15 protein-coding genes are annotated in these 18,330 nt (G+C 46.4%); 14 read left to right on the plus strand and 1 reads right to left on the minus strand.

What is annotated here, in order from left to right:
* Positions 1-375: 375 nt before the first annotated feature.
* Entirely contained in the window at positions 376-4,977 is a 4,602-nt protein-coding gene (gltB, locus tag ACFQZR_RS26750) for a glutamate synthase large subunit (protein WP_379351396.1), read from the plus strand.
* A 425-nt stretch (positions 4,978-5,402) separates the two neighbouring features.
* A complete protein-coding gene (locus tag ACFQZR_RS26755; protein ID WP_379351397.1) occupies positions 5,403-5,567 on the plus strand; it encodes a hypothetical protein in 165 nt (54 codons plus the stop codon).
* Positions 5,568-5,641: 74 nt separating this feature from the next.
* On the opposite strand, the gene ACFQZR_RS26760 is transcribed toward ACFQZR_RS26755, so the two are convergent.
* Complete coding sequence (locus tag ACFQZR_RS26760; protein ID WP_379351398.1) at positions 5,642-6,013, minus strand: helix-turn-helix domain-containing protein; 372 nt, start codon at positions 6,011-6,013, stop codon at positions 5,642-5,644.
* A 210-nt stretch (positions 6,014-6,223) separates the two neighbouring features.
* Between ACFQZR_RS26760 and ACFQZR_RS26765 the strand changes: the two genes are divergently transcribed.
* The 12 genes from ACFQZR_RS26765 to ACFQZR_RS26820 all read left to right on the plus strand — a co-directional run bounded on the left by ACFQZR_RS26765 (position 6,224) and on the right by ACFQZR_RS26820 (position 18,325).
* A complete protein-coding gene (locus ACFQZR_RS26765) occupies positions 6,224-6,658 on the plus strand; it encodes a hypothetical protein (RefSeq protein ID WP_379351399.1) in 435 nt (144 codons plus the stop codon).
* 160 nt (positions 6,659-6,818) lie between these two features.
* Positions 6,819-7,562: a YveK family protein gene (locus tag ACFQZR_RS26770; protein WP_379351400.1), complete on the plus strand. Its 744-nt coding sequence runs from the start codon at positions 6,819-6,821 to the stop codon at positions 7,560-7,562.
* 19 nt (positions 7,563-7,581) lie between these two features.
* Positions 7,582-8,199: a CpsD/CapB family tyrosine-protein kinase gene (locus tag ACFQZR_RS26775; RefSeq protein ID WP_379351468.1), complete on the plus strand. Its 618-nt coding sequence runs from the start codon at positions 7,582-7,584 to the stop codon at positions 8,197-8,199.
* Between the two features lie 19 nt (positions 8,200-8,218).
* Positions 8,219-9,682: a polysaccharide biosynthesis protein gene (locus ACFQZR_RS26780; RefSeq protein WP_379351401.1), complete on the plus strand. Its 1,464-nt coding sequence runs from the start codon at positions 8,219-8,221 to the stop codon at positions 9,680-9,682.
* Positions 9,679-10,698, plus strand: a complete 1,020-nt coding sequence (locus ACFQZR_RS26785) for a Gfo/Idh/MocA family protein (RefSeq protein WP_379351402.1) — start codon at positions 9,679-9,681, stop codon at positions 10,696-10,698. Before ACFQZR_RS26780 ends, ACFQZR_RS26785 begins: the two co-directional genes overlap by 4 nt.
* A gap of 36 nt (positions 10,699-10,734) precedes the next feature.
* Positions 10,735-11,883, plus strand: coding sequence for a DegT/DnrJ/EryC1/StrS family aminotransferase (locus ACFQZR_RS26790; RefSeq protein ID WP_379351403.1), 1,149 nt, complete (start codon positions 10,735-10,737; stop codon positions 11,881-11,883).
* Positions 11,884-11,906: 23 nt separating this feature from the next.
* Positions 11,907-13,223: a nucleotide sugar dehydrogenase gene (locus ACFQZR_RS26795; RefSeq protein ID WP_379351469.1), complete on the plus strand. Its 1,317-nt coding sequence runs from the start codon at positions 11,907-11,909 to the stop codon at positions 13,221-13,223.
* A gap of 70 nt (positions 13,224-13,293) precedes the next feature.
* Positions 13,294-14,523, plus strand: coding sequence for an O-antigen ligase family protein (locus tag ACFQZR_RS26800; protein WP_379351404.1), 1,230 nt, complete (start codon positions 13,294-13,296; stop codon positions 14,521-14,523).
* Positions 14,507-15,700: a glycosyltransferase family 4 protein gene (locus ACFQZR_RS26805; protein WP_379351405.1), complete on the plus strand. Its 1,194-nt coding sequence runs from the start codon at positions 14,507-14,509 to the stop codon at positions 15,698-15,700. The genes ACFQZR_RS26800 and ACFQZR_RS26805 overlap by 17 nt, the downstream gene beginning before the upstream one ends.
* Positions 15,697-16,347 (plus strand): PIG-L deacetylase family protein, encoded by a 651-nt coding sequence (locus ACFQZR_RS26810; protein WP_379351406.1) that lies wholly within the window; start codon positions 15,697-15,699, stop codon positions 16,345-16,347. Before ACFQZR_RS26805 ends, ACFQZR_RS26810 begins: the two co-directional genes overlap by 4 nt.
* Positions 16,344-17,030: a WbqC family protein gene (locus tag ACFQZR_RS26815; RefSeq protein WP_379351407.1), complete on the plus strand. Its 687-nt coding sequence runs from the start codon at positions 16,344-16,346 to the stop codon at positions 17,028-17,030. Before ACFQZR_RS26810 ends, ACFQZR_RS26815 begins: the two co-directional genes overlap by 4 nt.
* Positions 17,027-18,325, plus strand: a complete 1,299-nt coding sequence (locus tag ACFQZR_RS26820; protein ID WP_379351408.1) for a glycosyltransferase family 4 protein — start codon at positions 17,027-17,029, stop codon at positions 18,323-18,325. Before ACFQZR_RS26815 ends, ACFQZR_RS26820 begins: the two co-directional genes overlap by 4 nt.
* The last annotated feature ends 5 nt before the right edge of the window (positions 18,326-18,330 follow it).

Here is an 18,330-nt window from a genome sequence, read left to right on the forward strand (position 1 = left end):
TCTATCGTTTTACCATGTACATTTTTGCACAAACTTTAGATTTTTTTGCCGAAAATAGTATAAACTTTCTTATCACGACCATAAAAAGAATTAAATTGTGTTGACCTTTTTGCGGGTGATACAATGATTGAACAATATTGAGACTGTATACGTTTTTATACTTTAAATCATGTTCAAAAAATCAGATTTTTAGCACCGAGAAGGTTGGGAGAACCTGAAGGAGGAGGAACGGAGTTTAGGCAAAACCTAAATGAGTACCGGACTTCGAGGGTGAGCGCAAGATTCGATGTCGAATCCGCTACTTGAATCTCATCGTGATCAAAAGATGACTTTTTGAACAACCTCTATTACTCTTTGAAAGGTTGCGATGCTACGATGATACAGAACGGTAATGGCCTGCCTCCGAAACAGGGATTATACGATCCACAATATGAAAAAGATGCCTGTGGTATGGGGTTCGTTGCGCACATCAAAGGTCAAAAGTCGCACGAAATTGTACGACAAGCGCTAACCGTCTTGGTGAACATGGAGCACCGTGGCGGTCAAGGAAGTGAACCGAATACAGGCGATGGCGCAGGGATTATGATTCAAATCCCGCATCGTTTCTTAGCTCGAGAAATGGGCGCGATGGGTGTAACGCTTCCTGAAGCGGGACAATATGGCGTAGGGATGCTGTTCATGTCGCAAGACGCAGCGTTACGGGAGAAGCATGAAGCGATTCTTGCGTCGATCGTACAAGAGGAAGGACAGCAGCTGTTAGGTTACAGAACGGTTCCAACGAACGACGAGAAGTTAGGAAAATCGGCAAAGGCAGTTAAACCTTATGTGCGTCAAGTGATGATCGGACGTTCCGAGGCGCTTGCTGCAGCGGATGATCTTGCATTTGAACGGAAATTGTATGTGATTCGTAAACGTGCTGAACAAGCGATCCGTTATGCGGGTGGCGAAGGTGCGGATACATTCTATATTTCAAGCTTCTCCTGCCGTAAGGTTGTCTACAAAGGGATGCTTACGACAGAGCAAGTCGGAGATTTCTATGTGGATCTACAGGATTCGGCGTTGGAGTCAGCGATTGCGCTGATTCACTCAAGGTTCAGTACGAACACATTCCCGAGTTGGGAGCGGGCGCATCCTTACCGTTATTTGATTCATAACGGGGAGATCAACACGCTTCGCGGGAACGTGAACTGGATGCATGCGCGTCAGACGCTGGTTGCATCGGATATGTTCGGTGAAGATACAGCGAAGATTATGCCGATCATTAACCAGGACGGTTCGGATACGGCAATGTTCGATAATACGCTAGAGTTCTTATATTTGGCGGGACGCTCCCTGCCGCATGTTGCGATGATGATGGTACCTGAGCCGTGGTCGAACCATGAAAGTATGGATCCAGCGAAGCGTGCCTTCTATCAATATCACAGCTCGTTAATGGAACCGTGGGATGGCCCAGCGGCAATGGCCTTTACAGATGGTGTTCAGATCGGTGCGATTCTAGATCGAAATGGTCTTCGCCCGGCACGTTATGTGGTGACCAAAGACGATATGATCGTACTCGCTTCAGAGGCTGGCGTACTAGAGCTGGATCAAGAGCGTATCCTCTATAAGGAACGTCTGCGTCCAGGTCGGATGCTGCTCGTGGATACGGCGCAAGGCCGCATTATCTCGGATGAGGAAGTGAAAGCGCAAATCGCTGCGGAGCACCCGTATCAGGAATGGCTGGATGAGCATTTGGTGGCCCTTGAGGATTTACCGGATGCGAAGGAAATGCCTGAACCGGACCGCGTAGCGGTTCACCGCCGTCAGCTTGCCTTCGGATACAGCTATGAAGAGCTGCGCAAAGTGCTAGAACCGATGGCGACAACTGGTCAGGAAGCAATTGGATCCATGGGATACGATGCACCGTTGGCCGTGTTATCGGATCATCCGCAACGATTATATAACTATTTCAAGCAAATGTTCGCGCAAGTGACGAACCCGCCAATCGATGCGATTCGTGAGGAAATCGTTACTGCGACGGGAACAACGATTGGCCCAGAGCGGAATCTATTAAATCCGGAGCCGGAGAGCTGCCGTCAAATTCATCTAAGTACGCCAGTACTGTCGAATGAAGAGTTCGCGAAGCTGCGTCATCTTCATCGACCAGGCTTCAAGTCGATTACGATTCCGATGTTCTTCTTTGCGAATGAGGGAAGCAAAGGGCTGCGTGATGCGCTGCAAGTGATGTGTGAAGCAGCGGATCGTGTCATTGCCAAGGGACATAATATCATTATTCTATCTGACCGTGGGATTGATGCGGAGAATGCGGCAATTCCAGCTCTTCTCGCCGTATCGACGCTCCATCATCACTTAATTCGCCAAGGAACAAGAACAAAGGTCAGCATCCTGCTCGAATCCGGCGAGCCGCGTGAAGTACATCATTTTGCCCTGTTATTAGGTTATGGTGTTAGTGCGGTGAATCCGTATCTTGCGTTCGAGACACTCGATGATATGATCCGTCAAGGGTTGCTGCGCGGTGTAACGCATGAGAAAGCCGTGAAGAACTTCATCAAGGCCGCGACGAAGGGTGTCGTGAAGATTCTATCCAAAATGGGCATCTCGACGATTCAATCGTACCGTGGAGCGCAAATTTTCGAAGCTGTTGGATTGAAAGAAGAGTTTGTTGATGCATATTTCACATGGACGCCTTCTCGCATTGGCGGGATTGGTCTTGAGGAAATTACGGAAGAAGCGCTTGCGCCCCATCGCCGTGCTTTTGAGGAAGGAACAGCGAATGACCTAACGCTCGATTCGGGCGGTGAGTATCAATGGCGTAAAGACGGTGAAGACCACTTATTTAGCCCACAGACGATTCATACGCTGCAGCATGCGTGCCGCACGAATGATTACAAATTATATAAGAAATTCTCGAACCTTGTGCAGGGTGAGAACAAAAAGCACTTAACATTGCGTTCGTTGTTAGACTTTAAGCATGCAGGGACGCCTGTACCGATTGATGAAGTGGAATCTATTGAGTCGATTATGAGCCGCTTTAAGACAGGGGCGATGTCCTTCGGTTCGATTAGTAAAGAAGCGCACGAGAGCCTTGCGATTGCGATGAACCGCATCGGAGGAAAGAGTAATACCGGTGAAGGTGGCGAAGATCCAGCTCGGTTCATTCCGGATACGAATGGGGATTCAAGGCGTAGTGCGATCAAACAGGTCGCTTCTGGCCGATTTGGTGTAACATCGAATTACCTCGTGAATGCCGATGAGATTCAGATCAAGATGGCGCAAGGCGCGAAGCCAGGGGAAGGCGGACAGCTACCAGCACGTAAAGTCTATCCTTGGGTTGCTGAAGTTCGTGGCTCAACGCCAGGCGTAGGCCTCATCTCGCCGCCGCCGCATCATGATATCTATTCGATTGAAGATTTGGCTGAATTGATCTATGACCTGAAGAACGCTAATCCACGTGCTCGCATCAATGTGAAGCTCGTATCCGAGGTTGGTGTGGGGACGATTGCTGCTGGGGTTGCAAAAGGCCGCGCAGATGTCATTCTCGTGAGTGGTTATGACGGCGGAACTGGAGCTTCGCCACAGGGATCGATCCGCCACGCAGGGATGCCTTGGGAGTTAGGACTTGCAGAGACACACCAGACGCTCATGATTAATAACCTCCGGGATCGCGTCGTAGTGGAGACGGACGGGAAGATGATGAACGGACGCGATGTGGCGATTGCTGCATTGCTAGGTGCTGAGGAATATGGCTTCTCGACATCGCCGTTAATCGTCCTTGGTTGTATCATGATGCGTGTCTGCCAGTTGGATACGTGCCCTGTAGGGGTAGCGACACAAAATCCAGAGCTGCGTAAGAACTTCACAGGGGACCCTGAGCATGTGGCGAATTACATGCGCTTCATCGCTCAGGAATTCCGTGAGATTATGGCTGAGCTCGGATTCCGTACCGTGAATGAAATGGTTGGACGTACGGAGTATCTGGATTCGAAGCAAGCGGTTATGCATTGGAAATCCAAAGGCGTCGATCTCTCATCGATGTTATATCAACCGGAAATGGCTGAGGACAGCGAACGTTATTGCGTACAGTCGCAGAACCATGGTCTAGAGTTGACGCTCGATATGAAAAAGCTAGTTCCGCTTGCTGAGCAGGCGTTAGAATCGGGAACACCAATAGAAGCGACGCTTCCGATCACGAACGTGGATCGAGCAGCGGGTACGATTCTTGGCAGCGAAGTGACGCGCCGTTATGGTGCAGCAGGCTTGCCAGAAGATACGATCCGTTTCAACTTTGTAGGTACGGCAGGCCAAAGTCTTGGCGCCTTCATTCCGAAGGGGATGACCTTGGCCGTAGAGGGTGACTCCAATGACTATGTTGGTAAAGGATTGTCCGGTGGTAAGTTGATCGTCAGACCGTCTGCGAAGGCGACATTCAAGGCAGAAGAGAACGTCATTATCGGAAATACGGCTTTCTACGGCGCGACATCCGGTAAGGCCTATATTAACGGGATTGCTGGGGAACGATTTGCTGTTCGGAATTCCGGCGCACATGTTGTCGTTGAAGGCGTTGGTGATCATGGATGCGAATATATGACGGGTGGTCGTGTTGTTGTTCTTGGTGCTACAGGACGTAACTTCGCAGCCGGGATGTCCGGCGGGATTTCGTATGTACTCGATACGGATCAGTCCTTCGTGAACCGTGTGAACCTGGAGATGGTCTTGCTCGAACGTGTTGAGGATACGGAAGAAGTGAAGGAATTACGTATGATGATCGAAGAGCATGTTCGTTACACGTACAGTGAGCTTGGTCAACGGATCCTCTCCAATTGGGATGCGACGCTTCCGAGTTTTGTACGTGTCATTCCTAAAGATTATAAGAAAATGCTTGAATACATCTCGAAGGCTGAAGCGAAAGGTCTTGAGGGCGAGAATGCACTGATGTCGGCTTTCGAGACCAGTATGCGTGAAGTTGTGAAGGTGTAGTCGAGATAGAGATACCTCAATCCGTTTTGAACGGGTTGAGGTTTTTTGTGTTAATTATAGTGTGGAAAAGCGAAGCGTTCGCCTTTAAAATCGTGTCAAAAACCGCTATTACATCCATTCAGGTGGACACGATTTTAACAGCGATTGGAACCCTATACCCATCCCTCCAATGCGCAAACGAAGGGGTTTATCTAATATTTTTTTGGTCGAAGCATCTCCTCTAACTGCACTTTAACACTTTAAACTAAACCTAAATGGATTCGACAAAAAAAGAATGAAAAACCTGTTCATCCCTTCCAGATAACGACAACATCCTGTGATCGCTTCCCTTATAATAAGGCTTGTGCTTCATTAGGAAGCCCAAAATGCTGCCAGATGATGATACGTGATACATAGAAATATATTAAAAAGCGAGGGTACATAATATGAGCGAAGAGCAAGCTTTTGAAACCGTATCGGTTCACAAGGAAGCGGATGCACTGGCTAAGATTGAGATCGATGTCATTAAGATGCTACATCAGCTCGGAATTGAGGAGAAACGGTGGCCCTTGGAGATCATTCAGAAGCGTGTGCTGCCAGATCCTTCTTAACAAACGAACAATCCTCAGTCAAATGAATGGCGAGAGATTTCATTCACTTGATTGAGGATTGTTATGTTTTCTTCTTATGATTTCATCATCCGTTCGGCGCGTACAAATGCGATAAAGCGACGGGCTTCATCATCCGTTAATTGTTGTCCATCGACGGTTAGATTAAATCGCTCTAAGAGTTCTGAATCGGAGAGCTCTAATTGCTCCGTAAAGTGTTCGATTTCAGGATCTAGAACATGCTGTGAGGTATTCGTTCTACCGATGAGGTAGTCGATGGAGACCTGGAATAAATCGGCTAGCTGTGTCAACGTCTCAAAATCTGGCTTTCTGCGGTTCTTCTCATAGTGTGACAGTGCTGCTCGGCTGATGCCGATCATCGTTGCCAACTCCTCTTGCGTCCACCCTTTTTGCTCCCGCAGTTCTGAGATTCGATTCCCGTTTTTCATATGTTTTCCTCCCCAAGGATGCTATGCAATCTAAAATCGACAACGATAAAAAACGCTTGACATGTTACAAATTGTATCGTAAATTAATAGTGTCATCAATGATACAAAATGTATCGTAAAGCGATAATTTGAAACAACAAGTAGCATTATTCCCTTTTTTAAGCTAGGTTAATCCTGCTCATTCCCATGAATAAAAGAAGGAATCGGTGTATGCAACATAAACAAAAACCTATTGGAAGAAAGAATATCAGACTTCGGCTCATCCCACCTCTGATCGGCCAGTTGCGTATTGAAGCCGTAAATGGTGAGCCTGTGAAGAGCAATGCACATCCTGTGCTTATCGTCCACATGAGTCCTTCAGGATTGCGAATTTGCTCGCACCTCAAGTTCCCTGTAGAGTCCCACTATGAATTACGAATTGAAATGCGAATACTTCAGGTTCATTTGGAACTGAGGGGCGCTGTTGAGTGGAGGACTGAAGAAGAGAACTTGTACGAATACGGCGTTACGCTGCTTCAGACTGAGGCTGAGAGGCTCCTCTTAAGTAAATTACTCCATGACTATCTAAGATCAATCATTCCTGAGCAAGAGCGAATTCATCAATTATATAGCACATTGTTACGAAGTGTGTCATCGGATCACTAGAATATCATTTTACTATATTTCTGACAGCTGTGCATTAGTGAAATAGTCGCAAAAATAGGGAATCAGGTGAGAGGTATGATCGATACGCATTGTCACATTTTGCCGAATTGTGATGATGGAAAAGCGTATAAAACTTTGAACGCTAGAATGAAGAAGGAGGGTGAGCATCATCGAATTATTGTCATTATTACGCATCCTGTACCTAAGAAAATGGATATTAATTGGAGTCACGGCTTTGGCCACAACCGTCATTGGAACGTTTTTGTTCGTGAATGATCAGCCTGTATATCGTTCTTCAATGAAGTTGATCTTGAATAGCTCTGATGGCACCTCGGAAATGACCATTGAGAAGATGAACCTGCATATCTCCCTTATGAATACATTTAAGGAGCTGCTGAAGACACCAAGTGTACTTGGAGCCGTGCTGGATCGTAATCCGGATTGGGAATTAGCTACGACGGCTTTAGCCGAGCAAGTAAGTGTGTCTACCAGTGAACAGGCGCCTGTTCTAACCATTACAGTCAGGAATTCGAATCGTGAACGCAGTGCCGATATTCTACATGAACTATCCAACGAATTAAAGCATCAAGTGTCTGTTCTGTACAGAATGAATAATATTACGATCCTAGACGATCCCAAGGAACAAAAATTTTTCAATCCAGAGATTGAATCAAATGCAACTCGAAACACATTGATCGCTGGATTCGCAATATTCATGATCATGATGTTCACTATCACTGCTAAAGAACTGCTAAGCAACAAAGTCAAAACGGAGAAGCAGCTTGTTGAGCTTGGTTTAACTCCCCTCGTGACATTACATAAATACAAGCGAAGTGATCTAAATAATCCAAAGAAGACAAGGAATAAACAGGCGGGTGAAAAAAATGTTACGGCTACGGTCTAAGACTCCTCTCCTCATCAATATGAAGAAAACATCCTCATTGGCGCAAACTTTCCGACTTCTTAGGACGAAGCTAAAAATAATGCTCACACAAAGTCGATGTCAAACCTTGCTCATTACATCAGCATACAGCGGGGAAGGGAAGACCATGATTGCAGCGAATATTGGCGTGGCCTTTGCACTTGAAGGTAAAAAAGTACTGCTCATCGATGCCAATCTTCGCGAACCAAAGCTGCATAAGGTCGTTGGCGCAACGAATATGATAGGCCTTGGTCATTACTTAGAAGGTGATCGACTTCCAGAGGTGATTATTCAAGAAACTGATGTCAAGAACCTTTATTTACTCCCAGGTACGATTACGGAAGCCGATCCGTCTGAATTGCTAGGGTCAGAGAAGATGGATCAGCTTCTTCGTGAGGTAGTTACTAAATTCGATTATATCCTGATTGATTCTCCCTCGATTCTTAATGTAACGGATGCACTCGTGATGACGGCGAAATGCTGTGGGACGTTATTGGTGGTTAAGCATAACAAGGTTTCTACGGACATATTGCAAAAAGTGAAAGAATCCATTGAGTGTGTGAATGGAAAGATTATCGGCAGTATCATCAATCAGGCTGATCTCAACGGACGGGGTTAGGAATGGAGGAAGTATTCGGATGAAGGTATCGCCCAATTCCAGAGAGCTTAGGCGAAGAGTATTAATATATGGAGCGGGGGACTGTGGTTCACTTGTGGCTCAGAAAATGATAGATGATGAGCGCTCGACGAAAATCCCTGTCGTATTCCTTGATGATGATCCTCTCAAGAGAAATCGTCAGGTATGTGGAGTTCCTATAGCAGGGGGGAGAGAGCATCTTCTTCAGATCACAGAGCAATATCAAATTTCTGAAATTATCATTGCGATTCCTTCTATGCCGCGCAAAGGTTTGGCAGAAATCATTCATGCATGTAAAGTGACCAAAGCAAGTATTCTCACAATGCCAAGCTTAAGTGACTTGATGAATGGTAGGTTATCTGTCAGTGATGTTCGACACGTGGAGCTTGAGGATCTATTGGGAAGGGAACCTGTGAAGCTAGCTTTAAGTGACTCATTCAATCATTTACGTGACCAGGTGGTTCTTGTAACGGGGGCTGGTGGTTCAATCGGTTCAGAGCTATCCAGACAGATTGCAGCGCATGAGCCTAAGCAACTTCTCTTACTCGGCCATGGAGAGAACAGTATCTATAACATTGAACTTGAACTAAGAGGGATGTTTCCTGAACTGGATATTTATCCGATAATCGCGGATATTCAGCATCGACAACGCTTGGAGCAAGTGTTCGCCCGTTACAGGCCGCAATATGTATTCCATGCCGCCGCTCATAAACATGTGCCTTTAATGGAAGCCAATCCTGTAGAAGCCGTGATGAACAATATGTTCGGTACAAAGCATGTCGCGGATTGTGCAGTGCAATATAAAGTACATACTTTCGTGCTTATCTCTTCAGATAAGGCTGTAAGACCTTCAAATGTCATGGGTGCTACAAAACGTATTGCTGAAATGTATATTCAACAGCTGAATGAACACAGTGAAACACAGTTTGTATCTGTGAGGTTCGGTAATGTTCTAGGGAGTCGTGGCAGTGTTGTTCCTTTATTTAAAGAACAAATCAAAGCAGGCGGACCTGTGACCGTTACGCACGAAGAGATGACGCGTTATTTCATGACCATTCCAGAAGCCGTCTCACTCGTCATACAAGCTGGCGCGTTAGCGCAAGGCGGAGAAGTGTTTATCTTAGATATGGGTAAACCTGTGCGGATTTTAGATTTAGCTCAAGATCTCATTCGTTTATCTGGATATGAGCCTTATGAAGATATTGATATCCAAATAACAGGGATACGTCCGGGGGAAAAGCTCTATGAAGAGCTCTCTACGGAGGCCGAGGGACTTAGAAAAACAGCGAACGAACGAATTTATGTCGCTACACCTCCGGTTCTGAATACGTCATTCATAGACAAAATATACACACATACACAAGAACTGTTAGAGGAGGACAGCGAAACACTGAAAACGTATATACGGTTTGCTGCGACATGTATAGAGACACCAATCATTGAAGGAGTGGTAATGGTACCATGATACGTTTTGGAGTTGCAGGGTGTGGGCACATTGCTTCGAAGCATATTGCAGCGATTGCGTTGCTTGACGACGCGGTATTACATGCCGTGTGTGATACAGATGAAGAACGTATGAAGAAGGCAGTCGGTCCATTGCTCGATGTACAGATGTATTCGAGTTATAACGAACTGCTCCATGATGAAGAGATTGATGCGGTCATCATTTGCACGCCAAGCGGATTACATAGCCAAATGGCTATCGCTGCGGCTAAAGCAAGGAAGCATATCGTTGTAGAGAAACCGATTGCTCTAACTTTAGAAGATGCAGATGCCATCATTAAAGCTTGTCATGACTACCGAGTTAAGCTTTCGGTTGTTCATCCTAATCGATATCGACCAGCGATGCTTGAATTAAAGCGAATGTGGGATGAAGGGAGATTTGGTCGAATCAGCCATGTCTCTGCATTGGTTCGTTGGAATCGGGATGATCGGTATTTCGGATCTGCGGATTGGCGCGGAACGAAGGCTATGGATGGAGGCGTCCTGATGAACCAAGGAATACACGCAATGGACTTGATTGCTTGGCTTCTCGGTGATGCAACCGAAGTACAGGCGATGTCGGCAAGACGTTTTCGCCAGATCGAGACGGAAGATGTAGCCATCGCGTCTCTTCGCTTCAAGGATGGGGCTCTCGGTTCTGTGGAGGTCTCATCAACCGTATATCCGACAAGCTTAGAGGAACAAATAGCAATATTCGGTGAGTATGGCACGGTAGTTATCGGAGGAGGACCCACGGCTCATCACATCGTGGAATGGAAGTTCGAATCGATGACGGACGAAGAGTCTTTACAATTGAAAGAGCGCATTAATGCGGAACCGTATGGTGAATCCGGTCATTTGTCGATTATACGGGACATGGTCAAAGCGATCAAACAAGATGAGAGACCTTCGATTCAGGGGGAAGATGGGAGAGCTGCACTAAAGCTCGTATTAGATATCTATGCAGCAGCTGAACATGAACAACGGCAATTGATATAAGAATACAGAAATGAATGGGTTGAGGGGGAAGCAAAAATGAATGACTCTATGATGACAATGGAGAAAAAAATGATACCTTTATTGGATCTGAAAGCATCCTATCAGTCCATTAAAGAAGAGCTGCTTCAAGCAGCGGAACAAGTGCTTGAGAAAGGTCATTATATTATGGGGCCTGAAGTACTTGAGTTCGAGCGAGAGATTGCACAATACATCGGTGTAAAGTATGCCATTAGTGTCGCTAATGGAACGGATGCACTGCTCCTTACGTTGGATGCCCTTGGAATTGGACCAGGAGATGAAGTCATAACGACACCCTATACTTTTTTTGCAACCGCGGAAGTGATTTCTCGCCTAGGCGCGACCCCTGTATTTGTCGATATTGATCGGGATACGTACCTGATCCAACCTGAATCGATAGAACAAGCTATTACGCCTAAGACGAAGGCGATTATTCCCGTCCATCTATTTGGTCAGCCTGCAGATATGGATGAAATTGGACGTATCGCCAAGGAGCATGGGCTACATGTCATTGAAGATGCTTGCCAGGCGCTGGGGGCTTCTTATCAAGGCAAGATGGCAGGCTCTATGGGTACAGCCGGCTGCTTTTCTTTCTTCCCAACGAAGAATCTTGGCGGCTTCGGTGACGGAGGGATGATTGTAACGAATGATGAAGCGTTATATGCCAAGGTGAAAGTTCTTCGCGTCCATGGATCAAATCCAAAATATTATCATGCGATTTTGGGGTATAACAGCCGACTTGATGAGCTTCAAGCTGCTCTTCTTCGAGTGAAGCTGCGGAAGCTGCCGGAGTGGACAACTGCCCGCATTCAGAAGGCGAAGTGCTATGATGAGCTGCTCGCTCATTTACCGATCAATCGTCCTGCTGCGAATAAAGATCGCGAACATGTCTACCACCTTTATATTATTGAGACCGAGCACCGTGATGCCTTACTAGCGCGTTTGAATGCAAGCGGAATTGACTCTGGCATCTACTATCCAGTTCCCCTTCATCGACAGGAAGTATACCGAGGGCTTCAATATGAGGAAGGCTCACTTCCTTGTTCCGAAGACGCTGCACGTTATGGTCTTGCATTACCTTTGTATCCTGAACTAACCGACGAGGATCAGCAGTATGTTGTGGATACGATTCATACTTTTTGCAGAGAGATGGGGTTAAGCCAATGAGTTTATTCGCATCCTCCACTTCAGTGTCGCATCTGGATACATTTATTTCGAAACTTCTCTCCAAAGAGGCAACCATTGCCGTAGTTGGACTTGGGTATGTAGGGCTACCGCTTGCTGTTGAGAAAGCAAAGGCCGGATATCATGTGGTTGGTATCGATGTTCAAGAGATGAAGGTTGATCTCATTAACCAAGGTATGAACTATATTAGCGATGTACGCGATGAAGAGCTGAAGGCGATGGTCGATGTAGGTCGATTACATGCAACGAGTGATTTCTCGCGGATCTACGATGTAGATGCTGTCACGATTTGTGTCCCTACGCCGCTCGATGAATATCATCAACCGGATACGAGCTATGTGAGTCAATCTACGATAGAAGTTGCGAAATTTTTGAAGCCAGGCATGCTGATTGTATTAGAAAGTACGACCTATCCTGGAACAACTGAAGAACTGGTGAAGCCAATTTTAGAAAAAACCGGACTCATTTGTGGCGTCGATTTCTTCTTGGCCTATTCGCCAGAACGTGTTGATCCAGGTAATAAACAATACAATGTGAAGAATACGCCGAAAGTTGTTGGTGGGATGACGAGCGATTGCACGAAAGCAGCCTCGGCTCTCTATCGATCGATTACGGATGGAAGAGTGGTTGAGGTGAGTTCTCCCGCTGTGGCGGAAATGGAGAAGGTATTCGAGAATACGTTCCGTAATATCAATATCGCGCTCGTCAATGAACTGACGCTTCTATGCAATCGGATGAACATCAATGTGTGGGAAGTGATTGAAGCAGCCCAAACCAAGCCTTATGGATTTATGGCATTCTATCCAGGTCCGGGACTTGGAGGCCACTGCATCCCGATCGATCCTTTCTACTTGAGCTGGAAGGCGCGTGAGTATAACTACCAGATGAGGCTGATTGAGACAGCGGGAGATATCAATCGTTCGATGCCTGCTTATGTTGTTCAACGAATCACCTCGATTCTGAATGAGCAACGGAAGTCTGTAAGGCAATCTACCATTTATCTATTAGGCGTTGCATATAAAAAAGATATTAATGATTTTAGGGAGTCCCCTGTTCTATCAATTATTGATACGCTAAGGTCTCTGGGAGCGAGAGTCATCTACTCAGATCCACACATTACGAGCTTCACGCACCATAACTACACCTATGAGTCCGTTCCCGTCACGAATGAGCGGCTTGCAACCTCGGATATTACAGTCATTACGACAGACCACTCCTTATTCAACTATGAACAAATCGCCAAGGAAGCTAGCGTATTATTCGATACTCGAAATGCGCTGAAGAACCATTATCCTTCCACCAAAATGTATTATCATCTATAGCAAATCATGAGGTAATGCCATGTGGTATAAGAGGCTCGTTTCGGCAGCATATACAGTGTTTTCTTTTGAAATGCTTTTTATTTTATTTTTATTCGCAGGGGTGTTTAAGTCCGACCCTCGATTTGCGTGGATCCCGATAGATCTGACGCTATTGATGATGGTCCTGACGATTCTGCTAGGCTTTTGGATCATGCTCAAATCAAATCTGTATGTAGAGCGAACGGCCATCTTGTTCGGCATCGCTTATCTTGCTTTCGCACTTTTCGCTATTGTTTCACTGCTGTGGACGCCTGGCGTGATCTACGCCACGGATAAAGCGACCAAAATGATTACTCTCGTGGGCTGGTCCTCGATTGGAAGTGCATGGGTTATTGCACAGGATCCTATACGTGTCGCCAGATTTCAGAAGGCCCTGTTGCTATTTGCAGTATGGATTGCATTCGAAGGGGTCCTTGTTTATATGCAAAATGGCAACGGGGGATTCGTGAACGTCATGGGGGGGACTTACTTAGGTGCTGGACAGATCATTGGTCTTGGAGCCATCGTAAGTCTCTGTTACGGATTGTTAAGCAAAGGATCTATTGGAGGGAACTTAGTTTCTTTCCTCGTATTAGGTTTATGTCTGTTTCAATTATTGGTTGGAGGTGGCAGAGGACCTTTTCTTGCTTTTATCGTGTCTTGTGTCATGTTGATGCCTTATATGTTGTCCGTCAGACGAAATCGATTGTATATCCAGCGGTTTGCCTTGGTGTTAATGCTATTCATGTCAGTTCTTGTGCTCTCGGCATGGGCATGGTCACAGTCGGGCAGTCCGCCGCAGACGCTAAGCCGGTTGGAGCTATTGCTGCCCGGGAGTGATGGGATTGGCAGCTCGGCAGCTACACGAGTGAATAATGCTGATGATGCCATTCAGCTCTGGATGAATCATCCGTTCATCGGGAATGGGATTGGTTCATGGCCGATACTTACCAAGATGGATGATTTCAGGGACTATCCTCACAATTTATTCGTAGAAGTGTTGGTTGAATTAGGGATAGTAGGCATACTGCTTCTGCTGATCTTATTGTCTTACTCGATCAGGAGCATTGTCCTGATTTACAGGGAACCATTATCCCAAACGATGATCGTGCTCGTTATGATGGCAATCTATATGCTGTTTAATGTTTTTGTTAGCGGCGACATGCCAGATAATCGAGTGTTTTTTGCAGCGATGGGGTTGCTTATGGCTGTACACTCACGCGAAAGGAAGGGAGGCTCAGCTTCCTTGCTGAATGCCGAATCCGATGGAGCGCACAAATAACGAAAAGAAGGCTCGAGTATGTATTCTAAGCTCGGTACACGATGCACATGATTCTAGAATCGTATACAAGGAGTCTCAATCCTTGGCTCTAGCAGGTTATGAAGTAGCTTTTATAGTTCCTCATGAACGTGAAGAAATCATTAGTGGCGTACAGATCATTCCTCTCCCTCAGCCCAAATCAAGATTTGATCGCATGTTCACAACTACGCGAGCATTGCTGAAGAGAGCAATGGCGTTGAATGCGGATATCTATCATTTTCATGATCCGGAGTTGATTCCGGTAGGATTATGGCTTCGTTTTCGAGGGAAAAAAGTCATCTACGATGTTCATGAAGATGTTCCTAAACAGGTGATGAGCAAGCAGTGGATCCCTTCTAGGCTCCGAATGGGGATTGCCAAGTCGGTGGAGTGGCTGGAACGTTATGCTTCTAAACGTTTTAGTGCAGTGATTACAGCTACACCTCATATTGCTGCTCGATTCGAGAACTATGGGGCTAAAGTGATGACCGTCTGTAATTATCCTAAGCTTGAAGAGTTTCATGTCGAACCTCTCAAACATCAAGAAATTCGGGAATTTTCCGTCTGTTATGTCGGCTCAATCTCGAAAATTCGTGGTCTTGAGGTGATGTTGGAAGCCTTGCACCATTGTGGGCCGCAAGTAGAGTTAATGCTCGCCGGTACCTTTGCCAATGCAACGGAGCGAGAATGGGCTGTGCAGCACCCAGGCTGGAAGAAGGTGCGCGAACTCGGCCAGTTGAATCGAGCACAGGTAGCTGACACGATTCAGAAGTCCATTGTCGGTTTGGTTGTACTTCATCCAACGGTCAACTATGTCGATGCGCTCCCAATCAAGCTTTTTGAATATATGGCAGCTGGACTACCCGTCATTGCTTCTGATTTTCCGAAGTGGAAAGAGATTGTGGAGAAAGCAGGGAGTGGTTTCTGTATCCCGCCGTTTGAAGTTAGCGAACTTGTCGGTCACATAGAGTGGTTTCTTGCAAATCCGGAAGAAGCTAGGAAGATGGGAGCGAAGGGAAGACAGGCTGTCCTGCAGCATTACAACTGGAATGCAGAGGAGAGTAAGCTCATTGACCTCTACCAGGAGCTTCTACACCGAGCGGCACCGCTCCAAGACTACAAGCTTGATATTGTAGAGAGGAAGGTTGTTGGAAAATGATTCAAATCGAAGGTTCTTGTTCGACCTTGCTTATTCTGGCTCCTCATACGGATGATGCGGAGCTTGGTTGCGGTGCGCTCATAGCGAAGCGAATCGAACAAGGTGCCAAAGTGGTTGTTGCCGCATTCTCGACAGCCGAAGAATCCGTGCCGCAAGATATGCCGAGAGATACACTTGTACAGGAGTTCTATGCGTCGATGGAGGATCTGGGCATTCCACACGATCGGCGTTACGTGTTGCCCTTTCCTGTTAGGAAGTTTCCAGCGTATCGACAGGAAATATTGGATCAGCTCATCGTATTGAAAAGAGAAGTAGAACCTGATATGGTTCTTCTTCCCTCTTCAGTAGATCTCCATCAGGATCACCAGACGATATATTCGGAAGGTATGAGGGCCTTTAAAGAACAATCTGTATTTGGCTACGAGCTGCCATGGAATCAACTTCAGACCGAGAATCGGGCTTTTGCTACCGTGAGTAAGAGACATGTTGATCTGAAATGGAAGGCACTTACCAACTACCACTCACAGCTAAAATTGCAGCGGTCTTATTTCTCCGAAGAATTTATATATGGGCTAGCAAGAGTACGAGGTGTACAGATCGGTGCTGAGTGGGCCGAAGCTTACGAGCCATTGCGGGTGAAATTATGAAAGTGAGCATTCATCAACCTAATGTATTTCCATGGCTGGGCTACTTCGACAAGATGAGGCAGGCGGATCGTTTTATTCTGCTGGATACCGTTCAATTTACGAAGAATAGCTATCAGAATCGAACGCAAATTCTTACCTCGTATGGTGTCAAGTGGTTGACGATTCCTGTGGTGAAGGAAGGATTGTACGGTGCGAGAACGGATCAGGTGTTCATTGCAAATACGCGTCAATGGCAGGAGGAGCATTTCAATATACTTCATGAAGCCTATCGACAAGCCCCAATGTATGAAGCGCGAATAGAGCTAATCAGAGAACTTTATGATTCGTCTGCGGAGCGATTAACGTCATTTTCGATTCCGGGGATTCGGCTTATCAAGGAGATGCTTCAAATTGATACGGAGCTGATACTAGCAAGTGAGCTTCCCGTTGTAGGAACGAAATCTGAGTACTTGGCCCAGCTGGTGAACGAAGTGGGCGGAACCGTGTATTTGTCTGGACCAAGCGGTCGTCAATATTTGGATGAGTCTGTATTTCATGCACTAGGGATTCTAGTGGAGTACGTTCAATACGATCCAATTATATATCCGCAACGGGGGCAGCAATCATTTACGAACGGACTCAGCGCTCTTGATTATGTATTTGAAGTGGCGGAATGCTCCTGGAAGGTGGAGGTGAAGGCATGAATGCGTCAACAAAGACGGTCTGGATTATTAATCACTATGCTGTTGCCCCTGGTGGGAGCGGCGGGACCCGCCATTATGATCTTGCGAAACAGTTGAACTCGCAAGGATTTCGGGTACATATCTTTGGATCAGCTTTCGGGCATCAGACAGGAACGAACCGTCTATCTGAAGAAGATCGTGGATGGTACAAGGAAGAAGTCATCGACGGGATCACGTTTGTCTGGTTTAAGACTTCGGCTTATACAAGGAACAATTGGCGTCGAGTCAAAAATATGCTTGATTTCACTTATCGCTGTTATCGCTATGGCAGAAGCTGCGTTAATAAGCCAGATATCGTGATCGGCTCACTCATGCATCCATTGGCAGCATGGCTTGGAGCTCGTCTGGCCAAGCGCCATCAAGCCATTTTTTACTTTGAGGAGAGGGATTTATGGCCGCAGACACTGATCGACTTCGGTAAGGTGAAAGAGAAGCATCCAATCGTATGGTGCTTATATCGACTTGAATCTTACTTATATCGCAAGGCTAAGCGAATCATCGTACTGTTCGAAAAGGCACCAGACTATATCGAACAAAGAACGGGATTAGGCTACAAATCCATCTATCTACCTAATGGTGTGGATATATCACGGTTTTCAGCCGGAGATCGGAAGCTTCCTGCATCTTATGATGATTTCTTTGAGCGTAGTCATACCGATCTGGTAGCCGTGTATACCGGTTCACATGGCATATCCGACGGTCTTGAACTGCTGCTCGAGACGGCAAGGAAGCTGGAGCAGAAGCAGGCTAAAATTCGGTTTCTATTCGTTGGCGAAGGACCTGAAAAACAGCGCCTCGTCAAACTAGCGAATGAAATGGGATTGAACCGGGTTGAGTTTCTCCCGGCGATTCCGAAAGAAAGCATTCCTACGTTATTGAATCGATCTGATTTTGGGCTCCTCGCTCTGAAGGATGCCGGCGTATATAAGTGGGGAATGAGCTTTAATAAGTTCTACGATTATATGGCGGCGGCACTGCCGACGATGATGGTCGGCTCGCTGGAGGATTCGATCATTGAACGAGAGCAAATTGGTGCGGTGGGCGTATCGGCAGAAGTCTTGGCTGAGCAGATGCTCCTGCTTATGAATCAGAATGAAGAACGTATTGCGATGGGCATGCGGGCACGAAGGTATGTTGAGAGGATGCATGAATGGGGATCGCTGTCGAAGCGATTAGCCGATGTCATGCGAGAGGATCTGAACGAACTAGAACCTGTTCAGTCCGCTTCTTCGTATCGTAAGACGATAAACATGTAGAGAGG

This window comes from Paenibacillus sp. GCM10027629 (genome assembly GCF_042676425.1).
Taxonomy (GTDB): domain Bacteria; phylum Bacillota; class Bacilli; order Paenibacillales; family Paenibacillaceae; genus Paenibacillus_K; species Paenibacillus_K terrigena.